The 25,739-nt window shown below is 47.2% G+C and carries 20 protein-coding genes; 11 read left to right on the forward strand and 9 right to left on the reverse strand.

Annotated features, from left to right (window positions below; genetic code table 11):
- The first annotated feature begins 57 nt into the window (after positions 1-57).
- Positions 58-861, forward strand: a complete 804-nt coding sequence (locus tag L5M37_RS14740) for a DUF1338 domain-containing protein (protein ID WP_212599655.1) — start codon at positions 58-60, stop codon at positions 859-861.
- 101 nt (positions 862-962) lie between these two features.
- Here the strand turns inward: L5M37_RS14740 and L5M37_RS14745 are convergent, their stop codons facing one another.
- The 4 genes from L5M37_RS14745 to crp form a co-directional block, all read right to left on the reverse strand.
- Complete coding sequence (locus L5M37_RS14745) at positions 963-2,291, reverse strand: ATP-binding protein (protein WP_131523982.1); 1,329 nt, start codon at positions 2,289-2,291, stop codon at positions 963-965.
- Positions 2,288-2,962, reverse strand: a complete 675-nt coding sequence (locus tag L5M37_RS14750; RefSeq protein ID WP_131523983.1) for a response regulator transcription factor — start codon at positions 2,960-2,962, stop codon at positions 2,288-2,290. Before L5M37_RS14750 ends, L5M37_RS14745 begins: the two co-directional genes overlap by 4 nt.
- Positions 2,943-3,290 carry a PepSY domain-containing protein gene (locus L5M37_RS14755; RefSeq protein WP_105250261.1) on the reverse strand — a complete coding sequence of 116 codons (348 nt, stop codon included), beginning with the start codon at positions 3,288-3,290 and terminating at the stop codon, positions 2,943-2,945. Before L5M37_RS14755 ends, L5M37_RS14750 begins: the two co-directional genes overlap by 20 nt.
- A gap of 82 nt (positions 3,291-3,372) precedes the next feature.
- The gene (crp, locus tag L5M37_RS14760) at positions 3,373-4,008 is read right to left on the reverse strand and encodes a cAMP-activated global transcriptional regulator CRP (RefSeq protein WP_006080082.1); all 636 of its coding nucleotides are present in this window, start codon (positions 4,006-4,008) and stop codon (positions 3,373-3,375) included.
- A 431-nt stretch (positions 4,009-4,439) separates the two neighbouring features.
- Between crp and L5M37_RS14765 the strand changes: the two genes are divergently transcribed.
- Positions 4,440-5,219, forward strand: a complete 780-nt coding sequence (locus L5M37_RS14765) for a tetratricopeptide repeat protein (protein ID WP_105250260.1) — start codon at positions 4,440-4,442, stop codon at positions 5,217-5,219.
- A gap of 119 nt (positions 5,220-5,338) precedes the next feature.
- Here L5M37_RS14765 and thpR read toward each other — a convergent pair whose 3' ends face one another.
- The gene (gene thpR, locus L5M37_RS14770) at positions 5,339-5,890 is read right to left on the reverse strand and encodes an RNA 2',3'-cyclic phosphodiesterase (protein ID WP_263200980.1); all 552 of its coding nucleotides are present in this window, start codon (positions 5,888-5,890) and stop codon (positions 5,339-5,341) included.
- A gap of 200 nt (positions 5,891-6,090) precedes the next feature.
- Between thpR and L5M37_RS14775 the strand changes: the two genes are divergently transcribed.
- From L5M37_RS14775 to L5M37_RS14805, 7 genes are all read left to right on the forward strand, one after another.
- The gene (locus L5M37_RS14775; RefSeq protein ID WP_263200982.1) at positions 6,091-8,310 is read left to right on the forward strand and encodes a putative bifunctional diguanylate cyclase/phosphodiesterase; all 2,220 of its coding nucleotides are present in this window, start codon (positions 6,091-6,093) and stop codon (positions 8,308-8,310) included.
- 103 nt (positions 8,311-8,413) lie between these two features.
- A complete protein-coding gene (gene hrpB, locus L5M37_RS14780) occupies positions 8,414-10,987 on the forward strand; it encodes an ATP-dependent helicase HrpB (protein ID WP_263200984.1) in 2,574 nt (857 codons plus the stop codon).
- 91 nt (positions 10,988-11,078) lie between these two features.
- Positions 11,079-13,397, forward strand: coding sequence for a penicillin-binding protein 1B (gene mrcB / locus L5M37_RS14785; protein WP_168827694.1), 2,319 nt, complete (start codon positions 11,079-11,081; stop codon positions 13,395-13,397).
- Between the two features lie 159 nt (positions 13,398-13,556).
- Positions 13,557-13,835, forward strand: a complete 279-nt coding sequence (locus tag L5M37_RS14790; protein ID WP_006084190.1) for a peptidylprolyl isomerase — start codon at positions 13,557-13,559, stop codon at positions 13,833-13,835.
- A gap of 79 nt (positions 13,836-13,914) precedes the next feature.
- Positions 13,915-14,310, forward strand: coding sequence for a DUF2391 family protein (locus tag L5M37_RS14795; RefSeq protein ID WP_105250257.1), 396 nt, complete (start codon positions 13,915-13,917; stop codon positions 14,308-14,310).
- Between the two features lie 159 nt (positions 14,311-14,469).
- Positions 14,470-14,700, forward strand: coding sequence for a hypothetical protein (locus L5M37_RS14800; RefSeq protein WP_219253244.1), 231 nt, complete (start codon positions 14,470-14,472; stop codon positions 14,698-14,700).
- Positions 14,701-15,124: 424 nt separating this feature from the next.
- Positions 15,125-15,826, forward strand: a complete 702-nt coding sequence (locus L5M37_RS14805) for a DUF3581 domain-containing protein (protein WP_263139755.1) — start codon at positions 15,125-15,127, stop codon at positions 15,824-15,826.
- A gap of 84 nt (positions 15,827-15,910) precedes the next feature.
- Here the strand turns inward: L5M37_RS14805 and L5M37_RS24105 are convergent, their stop codons facing one another.
- The 4 genes from L5M37_RS24105 to dsrO all read right to left on the reverse strand — a co-directional run bounded on the left by L5M37_RS24105 (position 15,911) and on the right by dsrO (position 22,515).
- Complete coding sequence (locus L5M37_RS24105) at positions 15,911-17,215, reverse strand: PAS domain-containing methyl-accepting chemotaxis protein (RefSeq protein WP_317630097.1); 1,305 nt, start codon at positions 17,213-17,215, stop codon at positions 15,911-15,913.
- A gap of 302 nt (positions 17,216-17,517) precedes the next feature.
- Complete coding sequence (locus L5M37_RS14820) at positions 17,518-20,625, reverse strand: tetrathionate reductase subunit A (protein WP_263192097.1); 3,108 nt, start codon at positions 20,623-20,625, stop codon at positions 17,518-17,520.
- 35 nt (positions 20,626-20,660) lie between these two features.
- On the reverse strand, positions 20,661-21,743 hold the full coding sequence (gene nrfD / locus L5M37_RS14825) for an NrfD/PsrC family molybdoenzyme membrane anchor subunit (RefSeq protein WP_263200987.1): 1,083 nt from the start codon (positions 21,741-21,743) through the stop codon (positions 20,661-20,663).
- Positions 21,733-22,515, reverse strand: a complete 783-nt coding sequence (gene dsrO, locus L5M37_RS14830; protein WP_263192100.1) for a sulfate reduction electron transfer complex DsrMKJOP subunit DsrO — start codon at positions 22,513-22,515, stop codon at positions 21,733-21,735. Before dsrO ends, nrfD begins: the two co-directional genes overlap by 11 nt.
- Before the next feature lie 315 nt (positions 22,516-22,830).
- Here dsrO and L5M37_RS14835 point away from each other — a divergent pair, with 315 nt between their 5' ends.
- Positions 22,831-24,843, forward strand: a complete 2,013-nt coding sequence (locus L5M37_RS14835; protein ID WP_263201010.1) for a PhnD/SsuA/transferrin family substrate-binding protein — start codon at positions 22,831-22,833, stop codon at positions 24,841-24,843.
- Entirely contained in the window at positions 24,843-25,463 is a 621-nt protein-coding gene (locus tag L5M37_RS14840; protein ID WP_263200989.1) for a response regulator transcription factor, read from the forward strand. The genes L5M37_RS14835 and L5M37_RS14840 overlap by 1 nt, the downstream gene beginning before the upstream one ends.
- Positions 25,464-25,739 lie beyond the last annotated feature (276 nt).

Here is a 25,739-nt window from a genome sequence, read left to right on the forward strand (position 1 = left end):
ATTTAGTGTTTGCGGCAAAATAACAGCAATAACCGCAGCACAATAAAAGGAGTTTTTATGCATACCGACATCAACGCGTTATTTGCCGCTCTGTGGCAAGACTATATTCAAATGACCCCTTCAGCGGCAAAAGTGCACGCGTTGTTGGGTCATGGTAAACCGATCATCAACGACCATATTGCCCTGCGTACTTTCAATATCGCTAAGGTGAATTTGGACGTGCTGGCTAAGCATTTCACTTCGCTAGGTTATGTACCTTGCGGTGATTATAAGTTTGAACAGAAAAAACTGATCGCTAAGCATTTTGAACATCCAGACTCGACTCAGCCTAAAGTGTTTATCTCTGAGCTGTTGGTTGAAGAATTTAGCCCTGCGTTGCAAAAAACTATTCAAGGCTTAATCGCCCAAGTGGATGCAGCAGCGACAACGGCGGACAACTTTATTTACTCAGGCCGTCATTGGTCTTTAGATGCTAAAACCTATCAGGACTTATTAACTGAGAGTGAATATGCAGCTTGGGTAGCGGCTTTTGGTTACCGCGCTAACCATTTCACTGTGTCTATCAATCACCTCGACGGTTTTGAGACTTTAGAGTCAGTGAATGAAGCACTGAAGCAAGCGGGCTTTGTGCTCAATAGTTCAGGTGGTGAGATCAAAGGTTCGCCAGAAGTCTTGTTAGAACAGTCTTCGACTATGGCTGATAAGATTGGTGTTGAATTTACTGACGCGACAGTGGAAATCCCAAGCTGTTTCTATGAGTTTGCGCTACGTTATCCTATGGCTAATGGCGAGCTCTACACAGGCTTTGTGGCGGCGTCTGCCGACAAGATTTTTGAAAGCACCAATGTGAATAAAGCCTAACGTCCTCAAATTGCTTTCTGCATAAAAAACGCCATCAATTCGATGGCGTTTTTTATGGATATTTCAAACAAGGCATTTAATACGATTGGCATACTCTGGGGCTAGCTAAAGGTCAGCTCGATCCTCAATCCACCTAAGCGAGTGCTATGATTAAACTGCAGCTCAATCTCGTATTGCTCGGCAATTTCTTTCACTATTGATAATCCTAAACCGTGACCCATCACAGACTCATCAAGCCTTGTTCCTCTTTGTGTGAGCTTATCTAGCTCATCATCAGCAACCCCTGGACCATCATCATCAATACAAAGGCAGAGACGCTCTTGTTGACGCGATAGCTGAATGCTGACTCGGCTCTGGGCCCATTTAAAGGCGTTGTCTAGCAGGTTACCTAAGAGCTCCATGCCATCTTCCCTGTGAATAGGCAGTCTGAGAATATTGGGATCGAGTTCGAAATCACATTCAATGGACTTGTTGCGGTGAACCTTATTTAGCGTGTTGGCTAGGCTATGTAAATCCCTAGGGATCACCAATTGCGCAGCGGGGAGCATGTCGCCAGTGATCCTCGCCGCAGCCAGTTTACGCTCGACCATCTTGTGAATCGAATCAAGTTGCTGCTGCAGGGCAATGGCAGTTTCAGGATCTTTGAGGCCAAGAGCTTCAACCTGTTGCTGCATCACGGCAAGTGGCGTTTTGAGCCCATGGCTCAAATTACCTAAGTTATTGCGGCTACGTTCAATTTGCTTGGCAGTATACTCAAGTAGTTCATTATAGGTTTTTGCTAATGGTTGTACTTCGGGGGGAATATTATTGAGCTCCAGCGCGTTAATTTCCCCTTGTCTTAGCCGAGAAAGTGCGTGCTGTATGTGCTTAACTGGCTTAAAGGATTGACGTAGGATCAAGAATATCCCCGCGATCATAGCAACTAACATCGCCAGATTGACACCAAGCTTAGTGCCATAAACCTCGCTAAACACACGTCTACCGATACTCAAATCTTGCGCAACGGTTAAGGTGGCGCTGACATTGGCACTGCTGGAATTTAATCCCAGTGATAACAACTGCATATCGTTATTTTTTGGCCCTTTAGCTTGCCAGACGCGGGTTTGATTTGGTGCCAGTGGCTCAATATCTAACTGCATATCCCACAGGGAGCGTGAGCGAATCACTTCATTTGGTAGGTTAAGCTGAAAATAACGGCCTGAATAGGCGGGCTTGTAGAAACTGGAAAGCTGGCTTTGATCTATGCTGATCTCCCCATCATGGATATGGGTTGCCAGCATGATATGTTCGAGATCTTCTTCTAAGCGATTGATAATAGAGTCGTGGAAGGCCTGACGTAGCATGGACTCAAACAGTATCAGTCCAATCACAGTACCTAACACGAGTAAGCCAGTTAACCATAAACTGAGCTTAGTGCGGATCGAGATCATTCAATAATGCCGTGGAAGATGTAACCTTGGCCGCGACGGGTTTCGATCGTGGTTTTACCCAGTTTCTTGCGTAGATGGGTGACATAAACCTCGACCACATTACTCTCTTTTTCATCGTCAAACTGATAGAGCTTATCGGTTAGCTGCGTCTTAGATAACAGCTTCTTAGGTGACATGAGGAAGATTTTTAACAGCCTAAATTCCATTGCTGTGAGTTCATACAGCTGCTCGGCCACTTTTACTGTTTGCTCTGCTTCATCTAAAACCACGCCACCATAACTCAATTGTTTACTTGAGGTGTTTAGACGACCATGTGCACGGTGGATTAAAGCTTGGATTCGGGCCAATAATTCCTGGGCGTGGAAAGGTTTACCTAAGTAATCGTCGGCGCCAGCATTAAAACCTTCTACTTTTTCATGCCATTGGCTGCGGGCCGTCAGCATGATGACTGGAGTGCTGATCCCTTGATTTCGCCAGCCTTCGAGCAGTTCGAGGCCGTTGCCATCGGGCAAACCTATGTCTAAGATTACGCAATCGTATTGGGTTTCTTTGATCAGATAATCGGCTTCAAGCGCTTTGTCTGTAATATCGGTTACATAGCCAGCGAGTTTGAGTTGTTTCTCCAGCTCGGTGACTAGCATTGGGTTATCTTCAACGAGTAACAGTTTCATGTTTTCGACATTCGCTCGGTAGTGCTATTGATTGATCGGCTTGACCATTAGTTGCATCAATACTGAGATTAACGATTTGGCCACGCTGAACTTTGATTTGCAAATCATAGCGCCATTTATGATCTTCTTGATAGAGATGAGCATCAATTAGTTCACCTTGGCAAAATTGGTTCACTACGGCGAGTGTACCGTTTAAGGACAATATTTGCCCAGAGTTAACTAACGCCTTGGCTTGATAATGTTCTAATTCAATAGGTTCGGCATGCAAGATTATTGGATGCACCAGCGTGAATAGGCTGAAAAAACAGATTAAAAACAGCCGTTTCATTTGAGCTCCCCAATAAAAAATGGCCTAGAATTTATTCTAGGCCACTTTAATAAGGCAGGCTTAAATCAAGCTGAAGACTAACTTAACGGGTACCGTATACCACGATTGTCTTACCATGAGCTTGGATCAAATTCTGTTCTTCTAACATCTTCAAGATACGACCCACAGTTTCCCGTGAACAGCCAACGATTTGGCCTATCTCTTGACGAGTGATCTTAATCTGCATGCCATCAGGGTGTGTCATAGCATCAGGTTGTTTAGCCAGATGTAATAGAGTTTGAGCAATACGGCCTGCAACGTCTAAGAATGCAAGGTTACCCACTTTCTGGCTGGTACTTTGTAGGCGATAGGCCATTTGCGCAGACAGCTTCATCAGAATTTCAGGGTTAACTTGAATTAACTGTCTGAATTTCTTATATGAAATCTCAGCGATTTCACAAGCTTGCTTAGCACGAACCCAAGCGGTACGTTCGGCTTGTTCTTCAAACAAACCTAGTTCACCGATAAAGTCACCTTGATTCAGATAAGAAAGGATCATCTCCTTACCTTCTTCATCTTTAATCAATACCGCTACAGAACCTTTTACTATGTAATAAAGGGTATCTGAGTCTTCACCAGCATGGATAAGAGTGCTCTTTGCAGGGTACTTATGAATGTGACAGTGTGATAAAAACCATTCCAAAGTTGGATCAGGTTTTGGCTTACCAATCAGAGCCATGTTGGTGTTCCTCGATTGATTAAAACGAAAGTAAGAGTATTCTAAATAAGCATTTTACGTCAATTAAACTCACAAAAACTTGATGGAAGTCTTAGTTTAGAATAAGTGAATAAATGCAATTAACCATCTAAAATTAGAGCTTATTTTGCTACTTTAGTGATTTAAGTCAACTAAATCGATATGAAACTCGCTGGATTCACTTAACTCTGTCGAGTTAATCACATCTTACCAGTCTATTTCAGCAGTTTTATTATAGATTATGAATAAAATATGCCACTAAATTACACAATAACATGTTTCACTTTTTAAATTTGACATTCCATTTGGCTTAGCTTCCCCCATTATCCTGAGGTTTGTGTGTATTTAGGCTCGACTTATGGGGTTAATTCTGGCTAACTTTGAGGGCAGTTGTTTTTAAGAGAGGTAAGCAAGTGAAATACAGATTATGGGTTTTAGGTGCAGGTTTAAGCTTAACAATTGGGCTGAGCTCTGCGGCGCACGCATTTTCTATCCCGCAGCCAGCTGCTGAACTTGCGGCCAGTAAGTTTGTGCATATTCAGGTGACGGCAGAGCAAGGTGATGCCGATGCCCAATTTTTGCTGGGATTAATGTATCTCTCCGGACGTTTTGTGTCGCAAGAAGTGCCGACTGGATTGCACTGGATCTCACTTGCCGCCGAACAACAACATGAAAAAGCGCAGCAAACCTTAGCGGATCTGTCATTTGAAGGCCAATTGATCAAGCGTGACTTGTCAGTCGCTGAGCATTGGTATAAAGCGTTGAGTGAGCAGGGCAGTCGTTGGGCTCAATTCCGTTTAGGCTTTATTTATGCGTCTGGCGGTGACGGTGTGCAGCGCAACTGCGGTAAAGCGGTCGAGCAATTTTCCCAAGTGGGTGATGATGTTGCTTTGGGGAATGTGGCGTGGATTTTAGCAACTTGCCCCGAAGCAGAATATCGTGATGGTAATAAAGCGGTCGAGTTGTCCTTAAAATTACTCAAAGTGAATGAAAACGATCCTACAAATCTTGATAATTTAGCCGCGGCTTATGCGGAGTTAGGCGATTTTGGTGCTGCTATTTCGACGCAGCAGAAAGCGATCGAAGCGTTGAAAATGAATGCTGAAATGACTAAGACTGATGAGTTTATGCTGCGGTTACAAACCTACGAGCAAAAGCGTGCCTATCGCGAAACCTTACGTTTACTCGAATAGGTATTTCTTCATCATCGCTCTCTAGTTAACTGCTATTTTTATTCTAGTATTGATTAATGGATTGATTCATAAGTTTAAAAATAAAGCCTGAGTGGATACTCGGGCTTTTTGTTTTTGATTTAAGGCTCACCGAGCGCCCAAGAATCTAGGATGTGATATTCGACACCCGTGCTTGTGCTTTTTGAATGGTATAAATGCAAATTATTGGGCGTTAACGTCAGCGTATTCATACCTTTGAGTTGCAATAAAGCCGACTCATCTAGTGTCCATTGTTTTGCTTTTCTAAATAAACTGATGTGCGGGCAAAAGCTGTGCTCATTCTGATGCAATTGCAGTCGGTCGGCAATTTCTTGCGTCTGTTTAGCGAATTGCACTAACGGCGGCTCAATATCATCGCCTTTCAAGCAACATACTTGCGCATTAGGCCATACATCGAGCTGGTTAAGCCGAACGCTAAATCTTGGCTTCACTAAGTGGTCAACCGCATCAAGGAGGGCGATTTTTTGCTCGTTGTTAGCTTGACCCATAAAGCAGAGCGTTAAATGCAAATTGTTGACACTCAACGCTTTCGCCTCAGGATTAAGGTGGCATATCAATTGCTGCTGCAATTCACTTAGATATACCCTTTGACTATCTGTGGGAGCGAAGCCGAGGAATAGCCTTTGTTGCATCGGTTTATCATCCTTTTGGAGCGCTTAATATGGATTATCTCAGCGAACACTTTGACGTTAAGCGCATTTGAGCGTTAATCTAGCTGTTGAATTTATCAGCTAATTTGTGACTCAAGCAGACGTTTAATTCACTGTGAGCCTATACTTAATGCACGTCGATAATACCTTAAATGGATTTTTAGGTAAGGAAGAGACTTTTCATGTCAGTAGGTTTAGCTAATCCACTCCAACAGGCTTTGGTCAGTATTTTTAGTGAATCCCCGCTAGAAACCTTAGAGCAGAATGTTGACAGAGCGCTTGAGACTATTACTTTGCAACTGCATTGTGACGGGGTATTTGTATTAACCGGAAGCCAGTCACTGGATCGTTTACGCACGCGTAATTTGTATCTAAAACCCCAATTTGCCCAAGGCCAACAAACCCGAGTCTGGCCCTTGGCACGAATGCCATTTTTTCGCTCTCTTGTCCGTACTCCGCGTCTATTAAATCTGGCTGATGTGAATACCTTGCCTGTCGATGCTCAGGCTGAGCGAGCTTTATTAAGGGATTGGGACGTCAAGAGTCTATTAGTATTGCCGCCAGTCGTGTTTGGCGAAACCCGTATTGCCTTGGGGGCCGTCAATTGCTCCGAATGCTGTGAATGGAGCGAAGAGTTTATAAGTGAGTTTAATCACGCCGCTGTGATGATTGGCTCTGCGATGGAATTGACGCGTATCGCTTTGAGCATGCTTGCCAGTGAACATAAATACTGTGAAGTATTCAACCAGTTGCCCTTAGCTTGCGCCTTGTTAGATAAGCATGATCAATTGACTATGCTGAATAAAGTCGCTCTGCAAACCCTGCCAATTCAACATGGCTATGATTTATTCGACATGGTGCGTGAGGAAGAACACGCCATGCTAACTGATACCTTACATGTGGTACGAGAAGGTGTGCTCGGTCAAGCTTGGTGTGAATTACCTTTAAAATCAATTCATCAATTAACTTGGTTGAAACTGAGTTTTAGCCAGATTAGCGGCGATAAAGATACTTTAGTCATGATTGCCGAAGATGTCAGTGAAAAGTACCGCTTAGCCGATGAGCTGTCGTTCCATGCCAATTATGATGCGCTCACAGGATTGCCCAATCGGTTACATTTCGAAGCCCTATTAGAAAACCTACTACATGCCCACGATGATATGCCTATTTGCGTGGCGTTTCTCGATTTAGACCAATTCCAAGTCATTAACAATATCAGTGGCCACCAGGCGGGCGATAAACTGCTTTGCCAAGTCGCATTACGTTTGAAACAGCTCGTACGTAAAGGCGATATTGTTGCCCGTTTAGGGGGCGATGAGTTTGGTATCCTGATGCATTATTGTAATGTGGACTCTGCGAAACAGATTGCTAAGCGGATTTGTACCCAGTTAGCAAATCATGAGTTTATTTGGGAAAGTCGTAGTCACAATGTCAGTGTCAGTATGGGGATTGCTAGGCTAGATAAAAAATCCGCCGATATTTATACCGTCATGAGTCAAGCTGACGCTGCTTGTCGATTGGCGAAGGATCAAGGCCGAAATGGCTGGCATTTATACAGTGCGAGCGATCCTAAAATGAACCGTCTCTACACTGAGATGATGGCCTCTGTTGATATCGTCGGCGCACTCGCGTTAAACCAATTCGAGCTTTATTTTCAAAGCATAGTGCCGTTAAACCGCGAGGAAACTGGCTTACATTTAGAGATCCTACTGCGTATGGTGCAGACTAACGGCACTATAGTGTCTCCTGCTATCTTCTTACCCGCCGCCGAGCGATACAACTTGGCTTCTAAGGTTGATCTTTGGGTGATCGATAATTTGCTCAAGTGGGGTGGTAGTCATTTAGATATTTGGCAGCAATTGGATCTAGTGTCTGTGAATCTGTCGGCAACCTCTTTGGGCGATCATGAGTTTATGAATTGGCTAGAAATGCGTTTGATGGCCGAACCTGAGCTGGTGGATAAGCTTTGCATCGAGATCACAGAAACCGCGGCTGTGAGTCAGCTCGATCAAGCCACAAAGCTACTCGAGATACTGCGTCCGCTCAATTGTAAATTAGCCCTCGATGATTTTGGTGCAGGCTTTTCTAGCTTTGCTTACCTTAAGCGCCTCAATGTGGATTTTGTAAAGGTTGATGGCCAATTTGTCGTCAATATTTGCCAAGACTCTGCGGATCAGGCGATCGTAAAATCTATCTGCCAACTTGGTCAAGATATGGGGTTTGATGTGGTTGCTGAATTTGTCGAATCCCAAGAAATAGGGTGGAAATTGCAAGCCTTAGGCGTCGACTATGCTCAAGGTTACGCCATCAATAAACCGATACGCTTAGCTGAACTACAGTCAGGGCTCAGTCAACCTTGGCTCGAAAAGCGTGAGATTTTTGCGCCCTATCCACAGCTTTAATCTTGGGCATGGCAGCCTTGAGCGGTTACTTATGTCAGCACTGACTTGATAATGTTTGCTGCGAAATGGTACTCAAAGCCGATTGTTAGTACACTGACGCACTGTGTTGGCCGCTGATGTCTTTTTCTTGAACTCTCTACCTATTCATAGCTTATTAGCACCGCTGCGCGCGGCTTTTTCTCGTCACGCCCAAGTGATCCTCGAGGCACCGACAGGTGCGGGTAAATCAACGGCGTTACCTTTGGCTATGTTGGATTGGCCAGAAATCAGCGGACGCATTTTAATGCTCGAACCGCGGCGTGTCGCGGCGCGTAGTGTGGCGCACTATATTGCCAGCTGTCGCCAGCAAAAGGTGGGGCAAGAAGTCGGCTATCGCGTCCGCGGTGAAGCTAAAATCAGCGCCAATACCCGTTTAGAAATTGTTACCGAAGGTATACTGACGCGAATGATCCAACAAGATCCCGAGTTAACTGGGATTGGAATGATCATCTTCGATGAAATTCATGAACGTCACCTCACCACAGATTTAGGTCTTGCCCTAGCGCTCGAAGTGCAAGCTTCACTGCGGGACGATTTAAAGATATTAGCTATGTCAGCGACTCTATCAGGTCTTGCCTTAGCTGAACTCATGCCAGAAGCGGTGACCTTGCACAGCGAAGGCCGGAGTTTTCCTGTCGACATCGAATATCGCCCTGTGCCAACTCAGCAGCATTGGATCGATCACCTCGGCCGCTGCGTGCTCGAACTGGTCTCGGCCAGCAGCAGTGCCAGTGTTGATAAAAGGGCTGCCAATAATGCCGTGCTTGTGTTTTTACCCGGTAAAGGGGAGATCTTACGATTACAGCAGTTTTTGCGCGAGCGTTTAGCGGACGATGCCTTTTTGATTTGCCCTCTTTATGGCGAACTTTCGGGTGCCGAGCAAGATAGCGCGATTGCGGTAACCACGGATGGCAGGCGTAAAATCGTGCTAGCCACTAACGTGGCGGAATCGAGCTTAACCATTGAAGGCATAGGTTTTGTCATCGACAGTGGCTATAAACGACAAGCGAGTTTTAACCCTAAAACCGGTGTCACTCGCTTAGGCTTGAAACGTATAAGCCAAGCCTCCGCAACTCAGCGCAGTGGTCGCGCCGGGCGTTTATCAGCGGGCGTGTGCGTGCGTTTGTGGAGCCAAGAAGAACATGGTCGCATGCTCAGGGCTGATGAACCCGAGATCAGCCAAGCGGATCTGGTGGCTATGGCCCACGATTGTGCTTACTGGGGCGCAAAATCCTTTAGCGACTTGATGTTGTTAACGCCGCCACCAAGTGTGCATGAGGCGCTGGCGTGGAAACTGTTACAAGATTTAGGCATGGTCGATACTCAAAATAAACTCACTTCCCACGGTAAAGCGGCCTACGAGCTAGGGTGTCACCCAAGGCTTGCACATATGTTATTGGGCGCAAAAAGTTTGGGCGCAAACAATGGGGGAGTCAATAATGCTAACGAACAAGCAACGCAATTGGGCAGTTTGGCCTGCTTGTTGTCGGGGGTTTTAGAGGCGCGCGGTTTGCCTAAAAAGGGCGCCGATATCATGAATTACCTGCACTTTGCCTGTCATGGACAAGCTGGGCAACAGGCAAAACAGTGGCAGAAAAAGCTAGGATTAGCGGCGGATTTGTCTAAGATAGCGACCCATGCACACCACAGCGATGTGGGGTTATTATTAGCACTTGCTTATCCGGATCGTATCGCTAAGGCCCGCGGTGTTGAGGGCTACCAATTAGCCAATGGTACTGGCGTCGTGCTCGCAGCCGAAGATGCATTAGCGCAAACGCCGTGGATGGTGGTGGCGGATTTTCAAGAAACTGAAGGCAGAAACGCTGGGCGGATTTACTTAGCGAGTCAGCTTCAGCCAAGCTTGTTCGACGGCGAGCTAAAAGGTTTGCTGGACATTCATGAGATTTGTGGCTGGGATGAAGCTAAAGGTCGAGTGATTGCGCAGCGCCAATACAAGGTCGGACAAATTTTAGTAAAAACCGAGACGATTGCTAAGCCTGAACGTAAGCAAATTGTCGCGGCCTTACTGGGTTATATTCGCCAGCAAGGATTACAAATCCTCAATTGGAACGCTAACTTAGAGCAATTTCAATACAGGCTCAAACTGGCAACTGAGTTTGACGCGGGCAGTGACTGGCCCAAGGTTGATGATGAAGCATTATTAGCGAGCCTAGAAACTTGGCTGGCGCCTTACCTCGAAAATGTGAATAATCTGCCGCAATTAGTTAAGCTCGATTGCTTTGGTTTTGTGGCAAACTGTTTGAGCTGGCAGCAGAAACAGCGACTTGACGAGTTATTGCCAACTTCCTGGCCGTTAGTGACTGGTACCTCTGCGCCAATAGCATACGACGAGTCTGGGCGTGCGCTACTGCGTGTACGTCTGCAAGAAACCTTTGGCATGGCGCAGAGTCCTATGTTGGCGCAGGGCAAACTAAAGGTGACGATGGAATTACTCTCTCCGGCCCAGCGTCCATTAGCCTTGACGGCAGATTTAGCCAGCTTTTGGCAGGGACCTTATGTGGAAGTTAAGAAGGAAATGCGCGGTCGATATCCAAAACATCTGTGGCCAGACGATCCTGTGAATACACTGCCGACAAAATTTACCAAGAAGAAAACCTTGGGTTTAGCTCAGCCCTAGCACCACGCCGCTGGTTTTATAACATTTTGTTATGAAACACTTTGATTCGCACCACGTTAGCTTTGTGCCTATGGCTGATGTCTTTAAATGCATGAATGATGAAGTAGATATGACAACTAAGACGACAAAAAAATCACCCGCTTCCCGTCGGGCTAATCATGGCCGCGGTTTATTTCGACGAATTTGGTCTATCAGTTGGAAATTAGGCTTGGCTGGATTAGCTGTAGTGACTTTTTACAGTATTTATCTTGATCAAATTATTGCGCAAAAATTTGAAGGCCAAAAATGGCATTTGCCCGCGCAGGTGTTTAGCCGCTCTATGGCGCTGTACCCCGGTGCGGCAGTCAGCCATCCACAAATGATGGCTGAGCTTAAGTTGCTCGGCTATCGCAAAGTCGCTAACCCACGCCAAGTGGGAGAGTTTTCGGCATCGAGCACTCGTATTGAATTGTGGCGTCGACCGTTTTTGCATCCTGAAGGCGATCAAGTCGAACAAAGAGTCATGATCAGCTTCGACAGCAATGGCATCAGTTCGGTCACTCGAGTCTCAGACAAGCGTCAACTCGCCGTATTCCACCTTGAGCCTGTATTGCTCGACCGCATTATTACTGGCGACGGTGAAGACAGGCTGTTTGTGCCGACCGAAGAAATGCCAAAGTCGATCGTGCAGGCGTTACTGCTGGTTGAAGATCGTAGTTTTTATGAACACCATGGTGTGAATCCCTTCGCGATTGCGCGCGCGGCTTTTGTGAACATCAGCGCCGGTCGCACTGTGCAAGGTGGCTCGACGTTAACTCAGCAGTTAGCGAAAAACTTTTTCCTTTCGAGTGAGCGTTCCTTGCTGCGTAAGGTGCGCGAAGCCTTAATGGCGGTCATTATTGATTTTCGTTACAGCAAGGACGAAATCCTCGAAGCGTATCTTAACGAAGTGTATATGGGGCAGGATAAATCCCGCGCCGTCCATGGTATGGGGTTGGCCTCACGTTTCTATTTCGGCCGTCCTATCAGTGAGTTGACTATCTCCCAGCAGGCATTCTTAGTGGCTGCGATTAAGGGACCGTCTTACTACAATCCATGGAAATATCCGGATCGTATTCAAGAACGCCGTGATCTGGTATTGCGCTTGTTAATGGATGCGGGGGATTTAACCACGGCTGAGTACAAGGTGGCGGTAGAGTCCCCCTTAGGGATCCGTAATCTCAATAAACCAGCACATCAAAAATTGCCTTCCTTCTTCGCCTTGGTAAAACAGGAAGTGAACGAGCGTTATGGCGATGCGCTATTGAAGCAATCTGGGGTGAAAATCTATACCACGCTCGATCCTATGGCCCAAGAAGCCGCCGAAATTGCGGTGACTCAAACCCTCAAGAGCTTAGATAAGAGCAATAAATCATTGCAGATTGGTATGGTCGTGACCGACAAATACACTGGCGGTATTGCGGCTATGGTCGGCGATAAAACCCCAGGATTTGATGGCTTTAACCGCGCGGTTGAAATTCGTCGTCCTATTGGCTCGTTAATTAAGCCTTTTGTGTATGCTACGGCTCTGGCACCTAATAGCCAATTTACCTTAGCGACACCTCTTAAAGATCAACCTATTACCTTAAAAAGTGAGCAAGGTAAGACATGGTCACCACAAAACTTTGATAAGAAGTTCAGTGGTCAGGTGCCTTTGTTAACGGCATTGAAAAAGTCGATGAACGTACCGACGGTAAATCTTGGAATTGCTGTGGGTGTGGATGCGGTCGCAACAACATTGGCTAAATCGGGTTGGCAGGAGCCGTTAAACGAGTATCCCTCCATGTTACTCGGCGCCGTCAATGGCTCGCCATTAATGGTAGCGCAAGTGTACCAAACCTTAGCTGATAGCGGTGTTTACCGTAAGTTAACCACAGTGACCGCTGTGCTAGATTCTGATAAGAACCCATTGCCAGTGACGCGATTGCCTAAAGAGCAAGCTATAGCACCTGAGACAGATTTCTTAATTCAATTTGCTATGCAGCAAGTAGTGAATACGGGAACGGCAACGCGTTTAGGTAATGCCTTCCCTGGCGTTGGACTTGCGGGTAAGACTGGCACCAGTAACGACAGCCGTGACTCTTGGTTTGCGGGCTTTGATGAGCGTAACGTCGCCGCCATTTGGGTTGGTCGTGACGATAACGGTAAAACCAGTTTGTATGGTAGCAGTGGCGCCATGGCCGTGTATCTTGCCTTCTTAAAGGAACGTCCACCTATTAGTCTGCGCTCAATCCCAGTGAACGGCGTAGTGAAGGGCTTTTTTGACCGAGATACAGGTGTGGCTAAGGAATCCACTTGCAGCAATGTCGATGCGCTTCCGGCATTAGCTGCGACCTATCGTCCAGTGAATAACTGCGGCGACCCTTTGCAGTGGTGGCAGAAAATTTTCTAGGTTAATAGGGTCGATAATGGGCCAATAACGCACTTATGCGTTGGATATAAAACCTTTTAGTCAGTATAACCTGCGCCGATGGAAGTGGTGTGATCGAGGGCAAACTCGGGGCGCCAATCTTCCCTTTGCACGGGACGTTAATCCAAAGTGAGAAATGACATGTTTAAAACCGCTGCCGCTGTGCATATTTTAGTGAAACACAAAGAACAGGCTGAGGATATTGTTAAGCAGCTGAATAATGGTGCTAATTTTGCTGTGCTCGCTAAGCGTTTTTCCTCTTGCCCTTCGGCCAAAAAAGGCGGCGATTTAGGCGAGTTCAAAAAAGGCCAAATGGTGCCACAGTTCGATAAGGTTGCATTTTCAGGAGAATTACTGGTGCCGCATATAGTGAAAACTAAGTTTGGCTGGCATGTGGTTAAAGTGTTGTATCGCACTTAATACCCCAGTAATAAGCGCATCTTCACCGAACGTTATTTTCGACTAATCAAATAGATTGGAAGATTAGGGAGCGATCAGCATGAAATTTAGTTTTAACACTGAAGATGCGAGTCAAGTTTGCGTAGGGGCTTTTGCTCTTGCGGTCCCCGTTGCATTTTCTGAGGAAGCGTGGCATCTCGGTGAGACTTTACCTTTATTGAATATCGGTATGCTTTTTAGTTTATCGCTGCTCTTTCTTGGGGTATTCACCTATCACAGCGTGTTCCAACAGAATATTGCTTCCCGCGTTCCTGTGTTTATTTTTCGTATCGTGGTGGCGTATTTGCTCACTGCCCTCGTGGTATTCCTCGTGCTGCTTTGCCTCGATAAAGTGCCATTTTTTGAGGACCCACTAACCTCTATAAAACGGATCATAGTGATCACTATGCCAGCCTCTATGGGCGCTATTGTTGTGGATAGTTTTGATAAAGAATGACACTGTTTCGCTAAATCTCATGACTTTTGTCACTGGTTGATTGCGGTTGTCTTGCGCATACTTATTTCTATGTTCTGACTTTGACATTGATTAAGCGTCATAAGCAGACTTAAATTTTGAGCTTGATAACGATAACGCCAATAGATAAAGGAAATGACTATGAACACTGGTGCCCTCGCTTTACTTATCCCAATACTCGCAATTGTTGGTGGATATGTGGTCGCTATAATGAAAATCCGCAACAAACAAGGTGTGTCGACGCGTGAGCAAGTGGCCGAAAACCAAGCTTTGCAGACCGAGTTAGCCATCCTTCGTCAGCGTATCGAAGTGCTAGAGCAGTTAGCCACTGACGATGGTTTTCAGTTAAAGCGTGAATTTAAAAAGGTCTAACGATTTATTCCTTGGCTTATCGGTGGCTAGGCAATACTTACGTTTTAGATGTTATTTGTTCTGACAAGGTATTGCTCGCCAAACGATAAATGATGTTGAGTTATTTTAAATGAGTCACGAGTGATGAAAACGGCCTTATTTAGCTAACATTTCTGCGGCATTATCGGCTGTTATATGTCGCGTCATCTCGCCATACAGGCTCTATCTTGCATAAAATCCCGCCTAATATCTGCAGAATAAACCTGAAACGTCAACAGATCCTGATACCCCTGTTATTTGTTTGGCTTTACAAATGTGGGCAGGGTGTTACTTTGTACGCCTTACGTGGGTCAAGTCATCGGGTGAGTTAAATACCTATTTTAAGGTAGACTCGTGATAATTTTGTTATCCATCCCTGTATTGAGTTATTACAAATAGAGTTTATATGTTTCTAGCGCCTTATTTTTCCGAGCAAAATCAAGCCATTTCCGTTTCAGCACAACAAGCCAGCGACTTCGCGAAGAAAATTGCGCAGGACTTTAATCCCATACACAATGTGGGCGCAAAACGCTTTTGCGTGCCGGGAGATTTACTGTTTGCCCTAGTATTGACTCAATATGGCCTGAGTCAGAGCATGAAATTTAGCTTTGCGGGTATGGTGGGCGCGAGTGTCGAACTGCAATTCCCGGAACAAGTGAGCGAGAGTTTTTCAATTCGCGATGGCCGCGAAAAAACCTATCTTAATGTGAGCCGTCAAGGCGATGTAAGTTGTTGCGATGCGCAGACAGAATCCTTTATTCGTCAATATGTTGCTTTCTCTGGGCATAATTTTATCGATATCCTGATCCCTTTGATGAAACAACATCAAGTGATGATCAACCCAGACCGACCTTTAGTGATTTACGAAAGCATGTCGTTTGATTTAACCACCCTCGATTTTGTGCAAGTGACCTTATCACTCGTTGACCAAGATTTAAAAATCGATGGTAAACGTGGCGATGTGACACTGCACTTTGAATTACACAGTGGCGATACTTTAGTCGGCACAGGTATCAAAACCTTAGTCATGAGTGGCTTACGCCCTTACGACGAGGCGCTGGCGCAGCAAATGTGCGCCACCTATGAAGGTAGTAAAACTGATTATTGATTGACGTAAAAGCAATAGGTTGGCGTTTTGTCTTTTAGATAAAGCGCCATGCAATCCTTGATAGCGCGATGAAATGCGAGGGGATTAATGACCGTTGATTGAAAGTTGAGAGACGATTTGTGAGACGTTTTCTGCCCCGTTGCGTATTTCTCCCATCACCAAAGTTACCTCGGCTAACTGTTGTTTCCCTTCCTGTGCGATACCTTCAACTTCGTTCATCATGTCTGTTGCACTTGTGGTGAGCTGGGTATTTTTAGTGACTACGGCGGCAATTTCACTGGTTGATTTACTGGTTCTGGAAGCGAGCTGCCTCACTTCATCGGCGACAACCGCAAAACCTCGGCCTTGTTCCCCTGCTCGTGCGGCCTCAATTGCGGCATTTAATGCCAGTAAATTAGTTTGATCGGCAATCGAACTAATGGTCGCGACTATGGCTTGAATACTTTGAGATTGTTCATTGAGTTGAGTTATCGCCAAGGTCGCTTTATGGGTTTGCTCGGCAATAGCATTAGAGGTATTTACCGTCGCATTGAGTAAATGTACGCCTTGTTCTGCTTGCTCGACGGTACGTTGTGACGTGGTCAGTGCAATATTGGCGGCTTCACGTACAGCGTGGCTTTGCTCGATCCGTTTGCTGATATCGCTCGCAAATTTAATCACTTTAACCACTTTACCTTGCTCATCCATAATAGGATTGTATGCTGCTTCTAACCAAATCGAATCGCCATAAGCATTTTTACGTTCAAAGAGACCGCTGCTATATCGACCTTGCTTTAGATCGTCCCAAAAGTGTGGATTTTGTCGATAAAACTCATCAAAACAAAAAATACGATGATGTTTACCAATAATCTGCTCTTTGCTAAAGCCCATTGTTTTTAAGAAGTTAGTATTGGCTTTCAAAATCGTGCCATCGGTAGTGAATTCAATAATGGCTTGCGAGCGATTCAAGGCATTAAAAATGGCCGCTTGGTCGTCAAGTTGGTGCTTATCTTGGGTGATATCAACGGCTGTTTTCATTATTTTAACGACTTTACCTGCCTGTTTGATGGGGAAGTAAGTGGCTCTAAGCCAGATCTCTTGGCCATTTTTATTCACTCGTGCAAAATTGCCTTCCTGTGGATGACCTGCTTTTAGATTGCTCCAAAATTGCTGGTAGGTAGCAGAATTACCATAAGCCGCCGAGCAAAATAGCTTGTGATGTTGGCCTACGACTTCATTAAGTGAATAACCTACCGTTTTTAAAAACAACGCATTAGCATCGAGAATTAAACCATCAGGCGTAAATTCTACTGTGGCAATACTGTGCTTAATCGAGTCGATGATCGACTCCGCCTCTTGGCGTTTACTTTCGCTCACTTCTAGGCTTTTACGTAATGAAGAGTTGAACACTGAGATACTCCTGATGAGTCTAACTGACTCAAAAACTGCAGTTCTTTATTGAAAGCTCGATATTTCGAGCTAGATATACTGATAAATATAGCTGTGATTTTAATATGTGGTTTATTTCTATGAAACGCGTGATCGGGATCTATATACCTAAATTGAGTAAAAAAGATCACTATTCCTCGGTTTATTCGCGAATAGGCATAGCTAGAAAGCATTAATGATGCGATTAGGCTTAATCAGATTGAATTAAGGCCATAGAAAAGCTGCCAAAGGGCAGCTTCTTAAGTGTCATCTTTGCTCGGCGGTTAGCTTAGTTTTTCAATCTTAGCTGGCAGCCCTTGTCTGGCCGAAGCGCCACTTGCCCAATCCACCAGCGGGTAACGGCCGTGGCGACTCGGATCAAACAGATTCAAGTCGTTCATATTGATGCCGACTCGGATCAGCGGATTGGCGGCGATTTTAAGGTTGTCGATCACTACGTCCCGCGCGCCGAGTTCCTTATGGCCATAACCGTGTTCGATAGCGATGCAGTCAGGGTGCACTCCGGCAACACATTCCACTAAGGCAATCACGCTGCCGTTGGGCGTGCTGATCTTGACCGTGTCACCTGTGCTGATCCCAAGGCGACTGGCGGTCTTCTCGTTCAGTCGCACTGGATTATTAGGGTGCACTTGGCGCAAACGATCCGAGCCAATACTCATAGAGCTCATGGTGTGGGATTTGTAACTACTGATCAGCAAAGGCCATTGTGATTTATTAAACGCCTTATCGAGCGGTGTGCCATTGGCTAAGGCGGGTTGATATAAGCGCGGACAGCCACTCATAAATTCCCCAGTGAGACTGTTACGGCGACTGCCCACTTCGGGATTCCACAGCATCATAGGTTTTGGCCAAACCTTGGTTGGATTCCCCACTTCATCCCGTGCACCGCTCATATTTTCAAAGCGGCCGCCGCGGGCAAATAAGTAGCTAACTTTTTTGACTTCATCTGGCTTGAGTCTGGCATTGAGCTCACTTTGGATACGACTCACACCGCTAAGATACATGTCCTCGGCATTGATATCGGCGACGGCTTTACCCAAATAGGCCACGTTAGCGGCGCCGTAGAGTGAGTAATCCGCCGCGCGCGTTAACGGATGTAAGCTGCCATCGGCGGCCTTAACGGCATTTTCGCCAAAGCCAGGTAGTTGCAGTTTCATCGCCACTTGGCTCAAGAAAGACTCCATGCACACCACATCACCACTGGCCATTTTTGTGACCCTTGGTTCGACAATCGGCCAGCGACCTGTCGTTTCCTTTGTCAGAGTTCCATGCCAAGAAGGGCTCCAACCCCATGACTCGTAGGTTAAGGTGTCGGGCACGATATAATCCGATAGCGCCGAGGTTTCGTTAATAAAGCTGTCGATACTGATAAACAGTGGTAGCACTTTGGGATCTTTCAGTTGTTCACCAATGGCTTCACCTAAGCCCGCTTGACCATAAATCGGATTGCCCATGTGGTTAATCCATGCTTTGAGTCGATAGGGATAACCGTGCACCGCTGCGGTTAAATGTTCGCCAAGCAAGGGCGATGAAATCGGAAACCAAGGCTCCTTAGCAGGATAAGGCGATTCGCCCGCTTCGACTTTACGGCGATACTCTGAGGTTTTCTCGTAGGGGAATTTAGATCGCGATAGGAATACGCCCTTAGGCTCGACCATGCCGTCAAACTCCTGCAGATTATACCTTGGGCCTTTACCAAAGGCGGGAAAGGAACCACCGGAAGCTAATGCGCCACCTTTTAAATTGATATTACCTATCATGGCGTTGAGCATCATGATTGCCCACGCGCTATAAAAACCATTGGCGCTCATTGTGCCGCCGTGGGAGATCACTGCGGCCTTAGTGCCATGGCTGGTAAATTTATCCGCGAGGGCAATGATCTGCGCCTCGCTGATATCGCACTCCTTGGCATAGTGTGCCATTTCGAAGCTCTGCGCCGCTTCACTCAACAGTTGGAAGCTGGATTTAACCACAATCACTCCCTTAGGTGTGTCGACGCTTTGGTCAACGTCGAGCTTGGCTTTCAGGCTTTGACTCGCCAAAACTATCTTGCCACTCGCGGCATCGACAACCAACTGCGAGTCTTGCTCGCCATAGGCTTTGCCCTCGAAAGGTAAGCCAAGATCGCTGGCAAAGAGATATTGGCCATATCTTGGATGGGTAGGTTCGCTGACGATCAAGAAACCTGCGTTACTAAAACCACGGTAACCTGATGCTTTTGCTGCATCGACATTGGGCGCACTCAAAAACTCGGCGGCATAGCGCTGGTTATCAATAATCCAGCGCAACATGCCCATGGCGAGTGCCGAATCGGTGGCGGGGCGGATCGGCAGCCAAGTGTTGTTGCCCGCACAAGGTTGATTTGAGGTATTGGGCAGCATGGGCGACACCACCACATAACTGAAATTAGTGTTATTCACCCGCGCGTTAGCCAATTGTCTTGCTTGGCGTTTAAAGGGATTGCCCGATTGCTGCGGCGACGTGCCGATAAAGAGTAAAAATTCGCTATGGTCCCAATCGGGTTTCAAGTGGGCGTATTTTTTCAAATCATCCAATAAGGCGCCCGCTCCAGCGCGGTAGGTAAATCCACAGTAAGCGCCGTGGTTGGCAAAGTTACGGGTGCCAAAGCTGTTGAAGGTAAAGCGTTTGATAATGGCATCGCGGCCTTCATCTGAGGCGTTTGAGACCAGTAACTGATTAGCTTTAGGGCCGTATTCTGGATTATTGGTATCGAGTGGCGTGGCGATATCACGAATCGCTCTTAAGCCTTCGACTTGCCCCTCACCAAATAAATCACCACCTTCGACGACTTCATTCAGCAATTGCTCAAAGCTAATGCTCTGCCATTGGCCGCTGCCGCGCTTACCCACGCGTTTAAGACATTGTGTGACGCGGTGTGGGCTATCTAATTGTTCTAGCATGGCATTACCGCGGGCGCAGGCGGTGGAACGTCCTTGCAGCCCCTGTTCTTGAAAGGCGCTAAGCCCAACAAAGGCGGTTTTGATCGGTGTATCGAAATCGATATGTTCCCGCGATGACAACGGATGATAAGGATTGCCACTGATACGGATGATTTTATCGGTTTTTTGATCGATACGAGCGCGCACGCCGCATTTGGTCCAGCAACCTAAGCACATAGTATTGGCGATGCGTTGATCGTCATTGCTGATTAACTGACCTGACTGTAAATCGACTTTGTATTCAGGTGCTAAGGAATTGCCGTGCAGCGGATCTTGGGTTGGTTTTCCTGAGGTACCATTGACGACACCTTTACCTATCTGCGCTAATGTATGACTATAACCCGCAGCAAATAATCCCACGCCACCCGTTACAGCGGCCCCTTTGATAAAACGACGTTTACTCTTATCCATGATGGACTCCTTAATTCTGTAAACTAATTGGGTGCTCAGCGAGCAAGTTTTGCCGCAGGCGTGTGGCGAATAAGTTCGGAGACCAGCGCCATTAATGCTAACCAGAGGCCGAAGGTACCGGCTATGCCTAATAGCCCTTCGGGTCCCCAAGGCAGTTGATAGAGATAAGTCCCCGCGCCGTATTTAGGATCGGTTTGCGCTTGAATTAGCACTATCCAGCGAAATCCCCACGCAAGGTGAATGGCCGTGAGGCTGACGATTAGCATTGCCATATTGGGTAAGTGACGAATGGCGAGCATTAATGCCAGCACGGCGAGTGTGATTAGCACCCAAATCGCGGCCAGTTGCCAGCTTGGGCTGGTTTCAAGCAATAATGCGGCTTCAGGGGCCGAGCCCTTATCGAATAACGCCCAGCCGATAAGGCATAGGGCGAATAGACCAAAACTCGCTCTTACCCAGAGTAATAGGCTGTCTTGGGTGCGCTGTTGGTAGCCCTTTAATAGTCGATTCAGTACCACCAAAGTGCCGCAGGCGGCGAGCAGGGCGCTCATTGCCATCAAAGGTGGCAGCCAATAGGTATGCCACAGTGGCCGCGCCTTAATGGCCATGGTTTCCATGCCAGTGTAGAGGGCGATACTGCAGGCACTCAGGGCCGTGATCAGTGCGATCGGCTTGATGAATTTGTCACTGTTCCAATTACCGAATCTCAGTAATTGGCCTATTTTATTCACCCAATCTGAGTCTTGATTCGTGGTGCGCTTAGGCAGATATTGACGCAGTAGCAGCCAAGCAAACACTGCGCTGGTGCCCGAGAATACGGGCAGTAAAAAGGCGCCATACCACATCCAAGAATCAGGGCGAACTTGCGCATAAAAATGCCAAGCCCGCAGCGGTTGGTGTAAATCGGCGAGTAAGGCGATAGGGGCGACTATGCCTGCGGTTAACATTAAACAGGCGCAGAGCTTCAGCAATCTGTCATCGGGTTTGGGTTGGCTAAACAAGTGTATTGTCGCTACCCATACGCTGGCGTAGGCGAGCCCCATCATAAAAAAGTATTGCACTGCCCAAGGTAGCCAAGTAATGGCGATATCTGGGGTAAAGATTTCTTTAATGACCATGGTGGATCTCCTCGCCAGTATCGGTAAGTAAGGTTCTAACGGAGGCTTGGCCGCTAATCTTGTCCTCAAAAGCGCTGCTCATGCCGATGTAGAACACCCGTGGCGCAGTGTTGGCCGTCGGTTTGAGCACCTTGATATCGGTTTTGTTGGCGGCAAGCAGTTGGCTTATCTGGCTGTTGGGATTATTCAGATCGCCAATCACACGGGCTTCTCCTACGCAGGTTTCGACACAGGCAGGCAGTAATCCTGCATCTAACCTATGGGCGCAGAAGGTACATTTGTCGGCGGTATTGGTGTCGTGGTTGATAAAGCGCGCATCATAGGGGCAGGCTTGCACGCAATAGCCACAGCCAACACACCATTCATTGTTGACGACCACTATGCCGTCCTTGCGCTGGAAGGTCGCGCCCGTAGGACAAACTGGGATGCAGGGCGGGTTTTCGCAGTGATTACAAAGTCTTGGCAGCATTAAAAACGCAGGCGGAGTGGTATCTTCCTGCTGCGAGACTTCATACTGCTGCACTGTGGTGCGAAATTGCCCGAGGGGCGGTTGATTCTCGATAGTGCAAGCGACGGTACAGGCTTGGCAGCCCACACAGCGGCGCAAGTCAATTACCATACCGTAACGTTTACCCACTTGGCCTTCGCTGGCACTGTGCATTTGAGGGCTGCGCTTATCATCCTGTGCATACACTTGCACGACAGGGATGAGTGCGGCGCCAACACTGACGCTGGCCATTTTGCCGAGAAACTGACGTTTACTCTTGTCCATACAGATTTCCTTCACTACTTGCAGATGGCGAATAAACTGGCTCATAGACCTAGAGTTAAGGTTTATGGCGAGGTTTACAGGCATTCTGTAAAAGGGGAGGCGGCATAACTATAGTGGTTTTCCACATATCGGGTGTGGACTTGATCTAGCGCAACAAATATCCGTTAGAATAGCCTTCAAAATACTAGGGTTTTATTTTTTGTTACTTGAGTTTGGCCTGCTTCCAATTTGAATTGGATCTGCTTTTAACTGAATTTGAGCTTGAGTTGAATTTGAGTGATTGGGGATAAAGGATTGCACTTCACGTTATTTAGGATGATGAAAACAGTGTTTAGCTCAGCTATGTCGCTCAAGCGGCCGTTATCGATTCAGGGGCAAATTGCAACTAAGGTGACAACACGAATGATTTTCAGGATGGCACTAGCCGTGGCGTTAGGGTGCTTGCTCGCTTCGGCAAACGTGTTCGCCGTAGAGCCGCAGAATCAAAGCGCGCCTTCGGATGTCATGGACGCAGAGGTTGTTGCGCCAGTCGCTACCGAAGAGCCCGGTTATCAAGTGGTCGATGTGGGCGTGTTAGCCATCCGCGGTTATAAGGCGACGATTAACCGCTGGCAGCCGTTAATGGGTTGGCTCGAAACCCAAATTCCCAACAGTTACTTCAGGTTACATCCTCTCTCCCTCGATGAGTTAGCCAAGGGCGTTGAAACCCAAGGGCTCGATTTTGTGATCACCAACCCTGGGCAATCCGTGTTGCTGGCGCGGCAATATTCTCTCACTTGGCTGGCGACCCTGCGCAGCCCGTTAAATAATGGCGCGGCGATGCAAGTGGGTTCGGCGCTGGTGGTACGCGCCGATTCTCCCTATCAGACTTTAACTAATCTCAAGGGACGCCGGCTCGGGATAGTGTCGAAAAATGCCTTCGGCGGTTACTTGACCTTAGTGTACGAAGCGCAGCTAAAGGGCATAGATTTGCCTCGCTTTGTGGGTGAGATTATTCCGCTGGGGTTCCCGCTAGATAATTTGTTGTATCAGTTAGATGATCAAAGAAGTGGTAATGATGCGGCGAAAGACAATCGACTGGATGCGGCTGTAGTGCCTGTGTGTCAGCTTGAGCAGATGCAGGCAGAAGGGCTGATTAATATCGGCCATTATCGGGTGCTCGATAACCAAACTCCGGTGGGATTTCATTGCCAAGTCTCGACTCGTCTCTATCCCAACTGGTCCATGGCGAAGACCAATCGCGCCTCGCAATCTTTAGCTAAAAGCGTGACTCAAGCGCTGCTGGCACTGCCCGAAGATCACCTCGCTGCTAAGACGGCCGATTCTGCGGGTTGGACCACGGCCGTGAGTCAGCTGGCGATTGATCAGTTACTTAAAGATCTCGACATGCATCCCCTGCAAACACCTTGGTGGCAAAGGGCGTGGCAGTGGGTCAAGTTACATCAACAATGGGCTTGGTTTGTGCTGGCGATTCTGGTGCTGCTCAATGCGTACCATTTCTGGTTGGAGTATCGCTTTAGTCGTCGCGGTCGGGAGTTAATTAACACTCAGCGCCAGCTCAATGAAAACCGCGCGCTACTGGAACATGCCCAGCGCATTGCGATTGCTGGCGAACTTGGCGCGAGTCTCTCCCACGAACTGAATCAACCTTTGGCGGCGATTGGCCATTATTGTCATGGCGCCGAAGTGCGATTACAGCGGGGTACTAGCCCTGAGGAACTGCAATCGGTATTGACGCTGATCCAGCAGGAAGTCACGCGAGCCGACAGCATTATCAGCCGCTTACGCAACCTGTTGAAGAAACGGCCTGTATCGAAACAACCTTTGTATTTGCATGAGCTGGTCAATGAGACTGTGCCGCTGCTCGCCTATGAGTTTGAACAACATCAAATTAATCTTGCCGTAAACGTGAGCGGCGAGCCCTATTTACAGTCCCTCGATGAAGTCGGCATGCAGCAGTTGTTGCTTAACCTGCTGAAAAACGCCGCCGATGCCTGTGTTCAGCGGCTAGAGCTTGAATCCAGTGGCACCGAACAGATCATCACGCAAAAACCATACACGCCGACGATCGATATCGATCTTCGCTATCAAGAACGCACACTCTTGCTGACAGTCACGGATAATGGCACGGGTTTAACCGAAGCCGCCAGCCTGCTGATGCAAGCCTTTTATTCCACTAAATCAGAGGGATTAGGTTTAGGCTTAGTGATTTGCCGCGATATTGCCGAGAGCCATGGCGGGACGTTTAGCCTAGAAAGCGCTATGGGTGGCGGTTGCCAAGCGCAGGTGGCTATACCGCGTAAACCTGAACCTAATGGAGCACTTTAATGAGTCTTGAGTTACCTGTGTATTTAATCGATGACGATGACTCAGTGCGTCGTTCTTTGCGTTTTATGCTTGAAAGTTATGGCCTCAAGATCACCGACTTTGATAGCGCCGAAGCCTTTTTTACCGCCGTAGACTTAACCCTGCCGGGTTGTGCGCTGGTTGATGTGCGTATGCCGGGCTTGAGCGGCCCGCAGTTGCATCTTGAATTAGTCGCCAAAAATAGTCCGTTAGCGGTGATTTATTTGACCGGCCATGGCGATGTGCCTATGGCGGTAGAGGCGCTCAAACTCGGTGCGGTGGATTTTTTCCAAAAGCCCGCCGATGGCGCTAAGTTAGCCGAAGCGGTACTCAAAGCGTTGGAACATACTAAGGCCCATCATCAAGACAATCAGTATCTTGAGACGTATCAATCACTCACGCCAAGGGAGCGGGAAATACTTAACTTGATTGCCCAAGGCCTGAAGAACCAAGAGATCGCCGATAGCCTCTGTATTGCCATGCGTACGGTCGAGATCCACCGCGCCAATTTGATGAAAGGCATGCAAGTGGGATCGCTGGCGGAAATGATGCTGATTTATAGCCGGATCGCCGAACGCCTGCGCCTTGAAGATAACCGCTAAAATTTACCTTTTACTGCGTTAATTGCCGCTTTGTTAGCCGCCTATTTGGGCTAAGTTGTCGTATCATTGGCGGTTAGTATTGGCTTTGCTAGTAGCTTAGTTATGAGCTTAGTTCTGGGCCCAATTCTGGGCGTAAAGATTGTGAGTCATGGCATTAGTGCAGCGCCGCTTAATTGCCAATACACCGCGATTGCCTTATTTTAGGGGCACTATTTTTAGGTCATGATTTTAAAATCACTTTTTACAGTGCATTTTAAGGTCTGTGGCCCTCTTGGA

The sequence above is a fragment of the Shewanella sp. SM69 genome (assembly GCF_025653985.1).
Classification (GTDB): Bacteria; Pseudomonadota; Gammaproteobacteria; order Enterobacterales; family Shewanellaceae; genus Shewanella; species Shewanella oncorhynchi.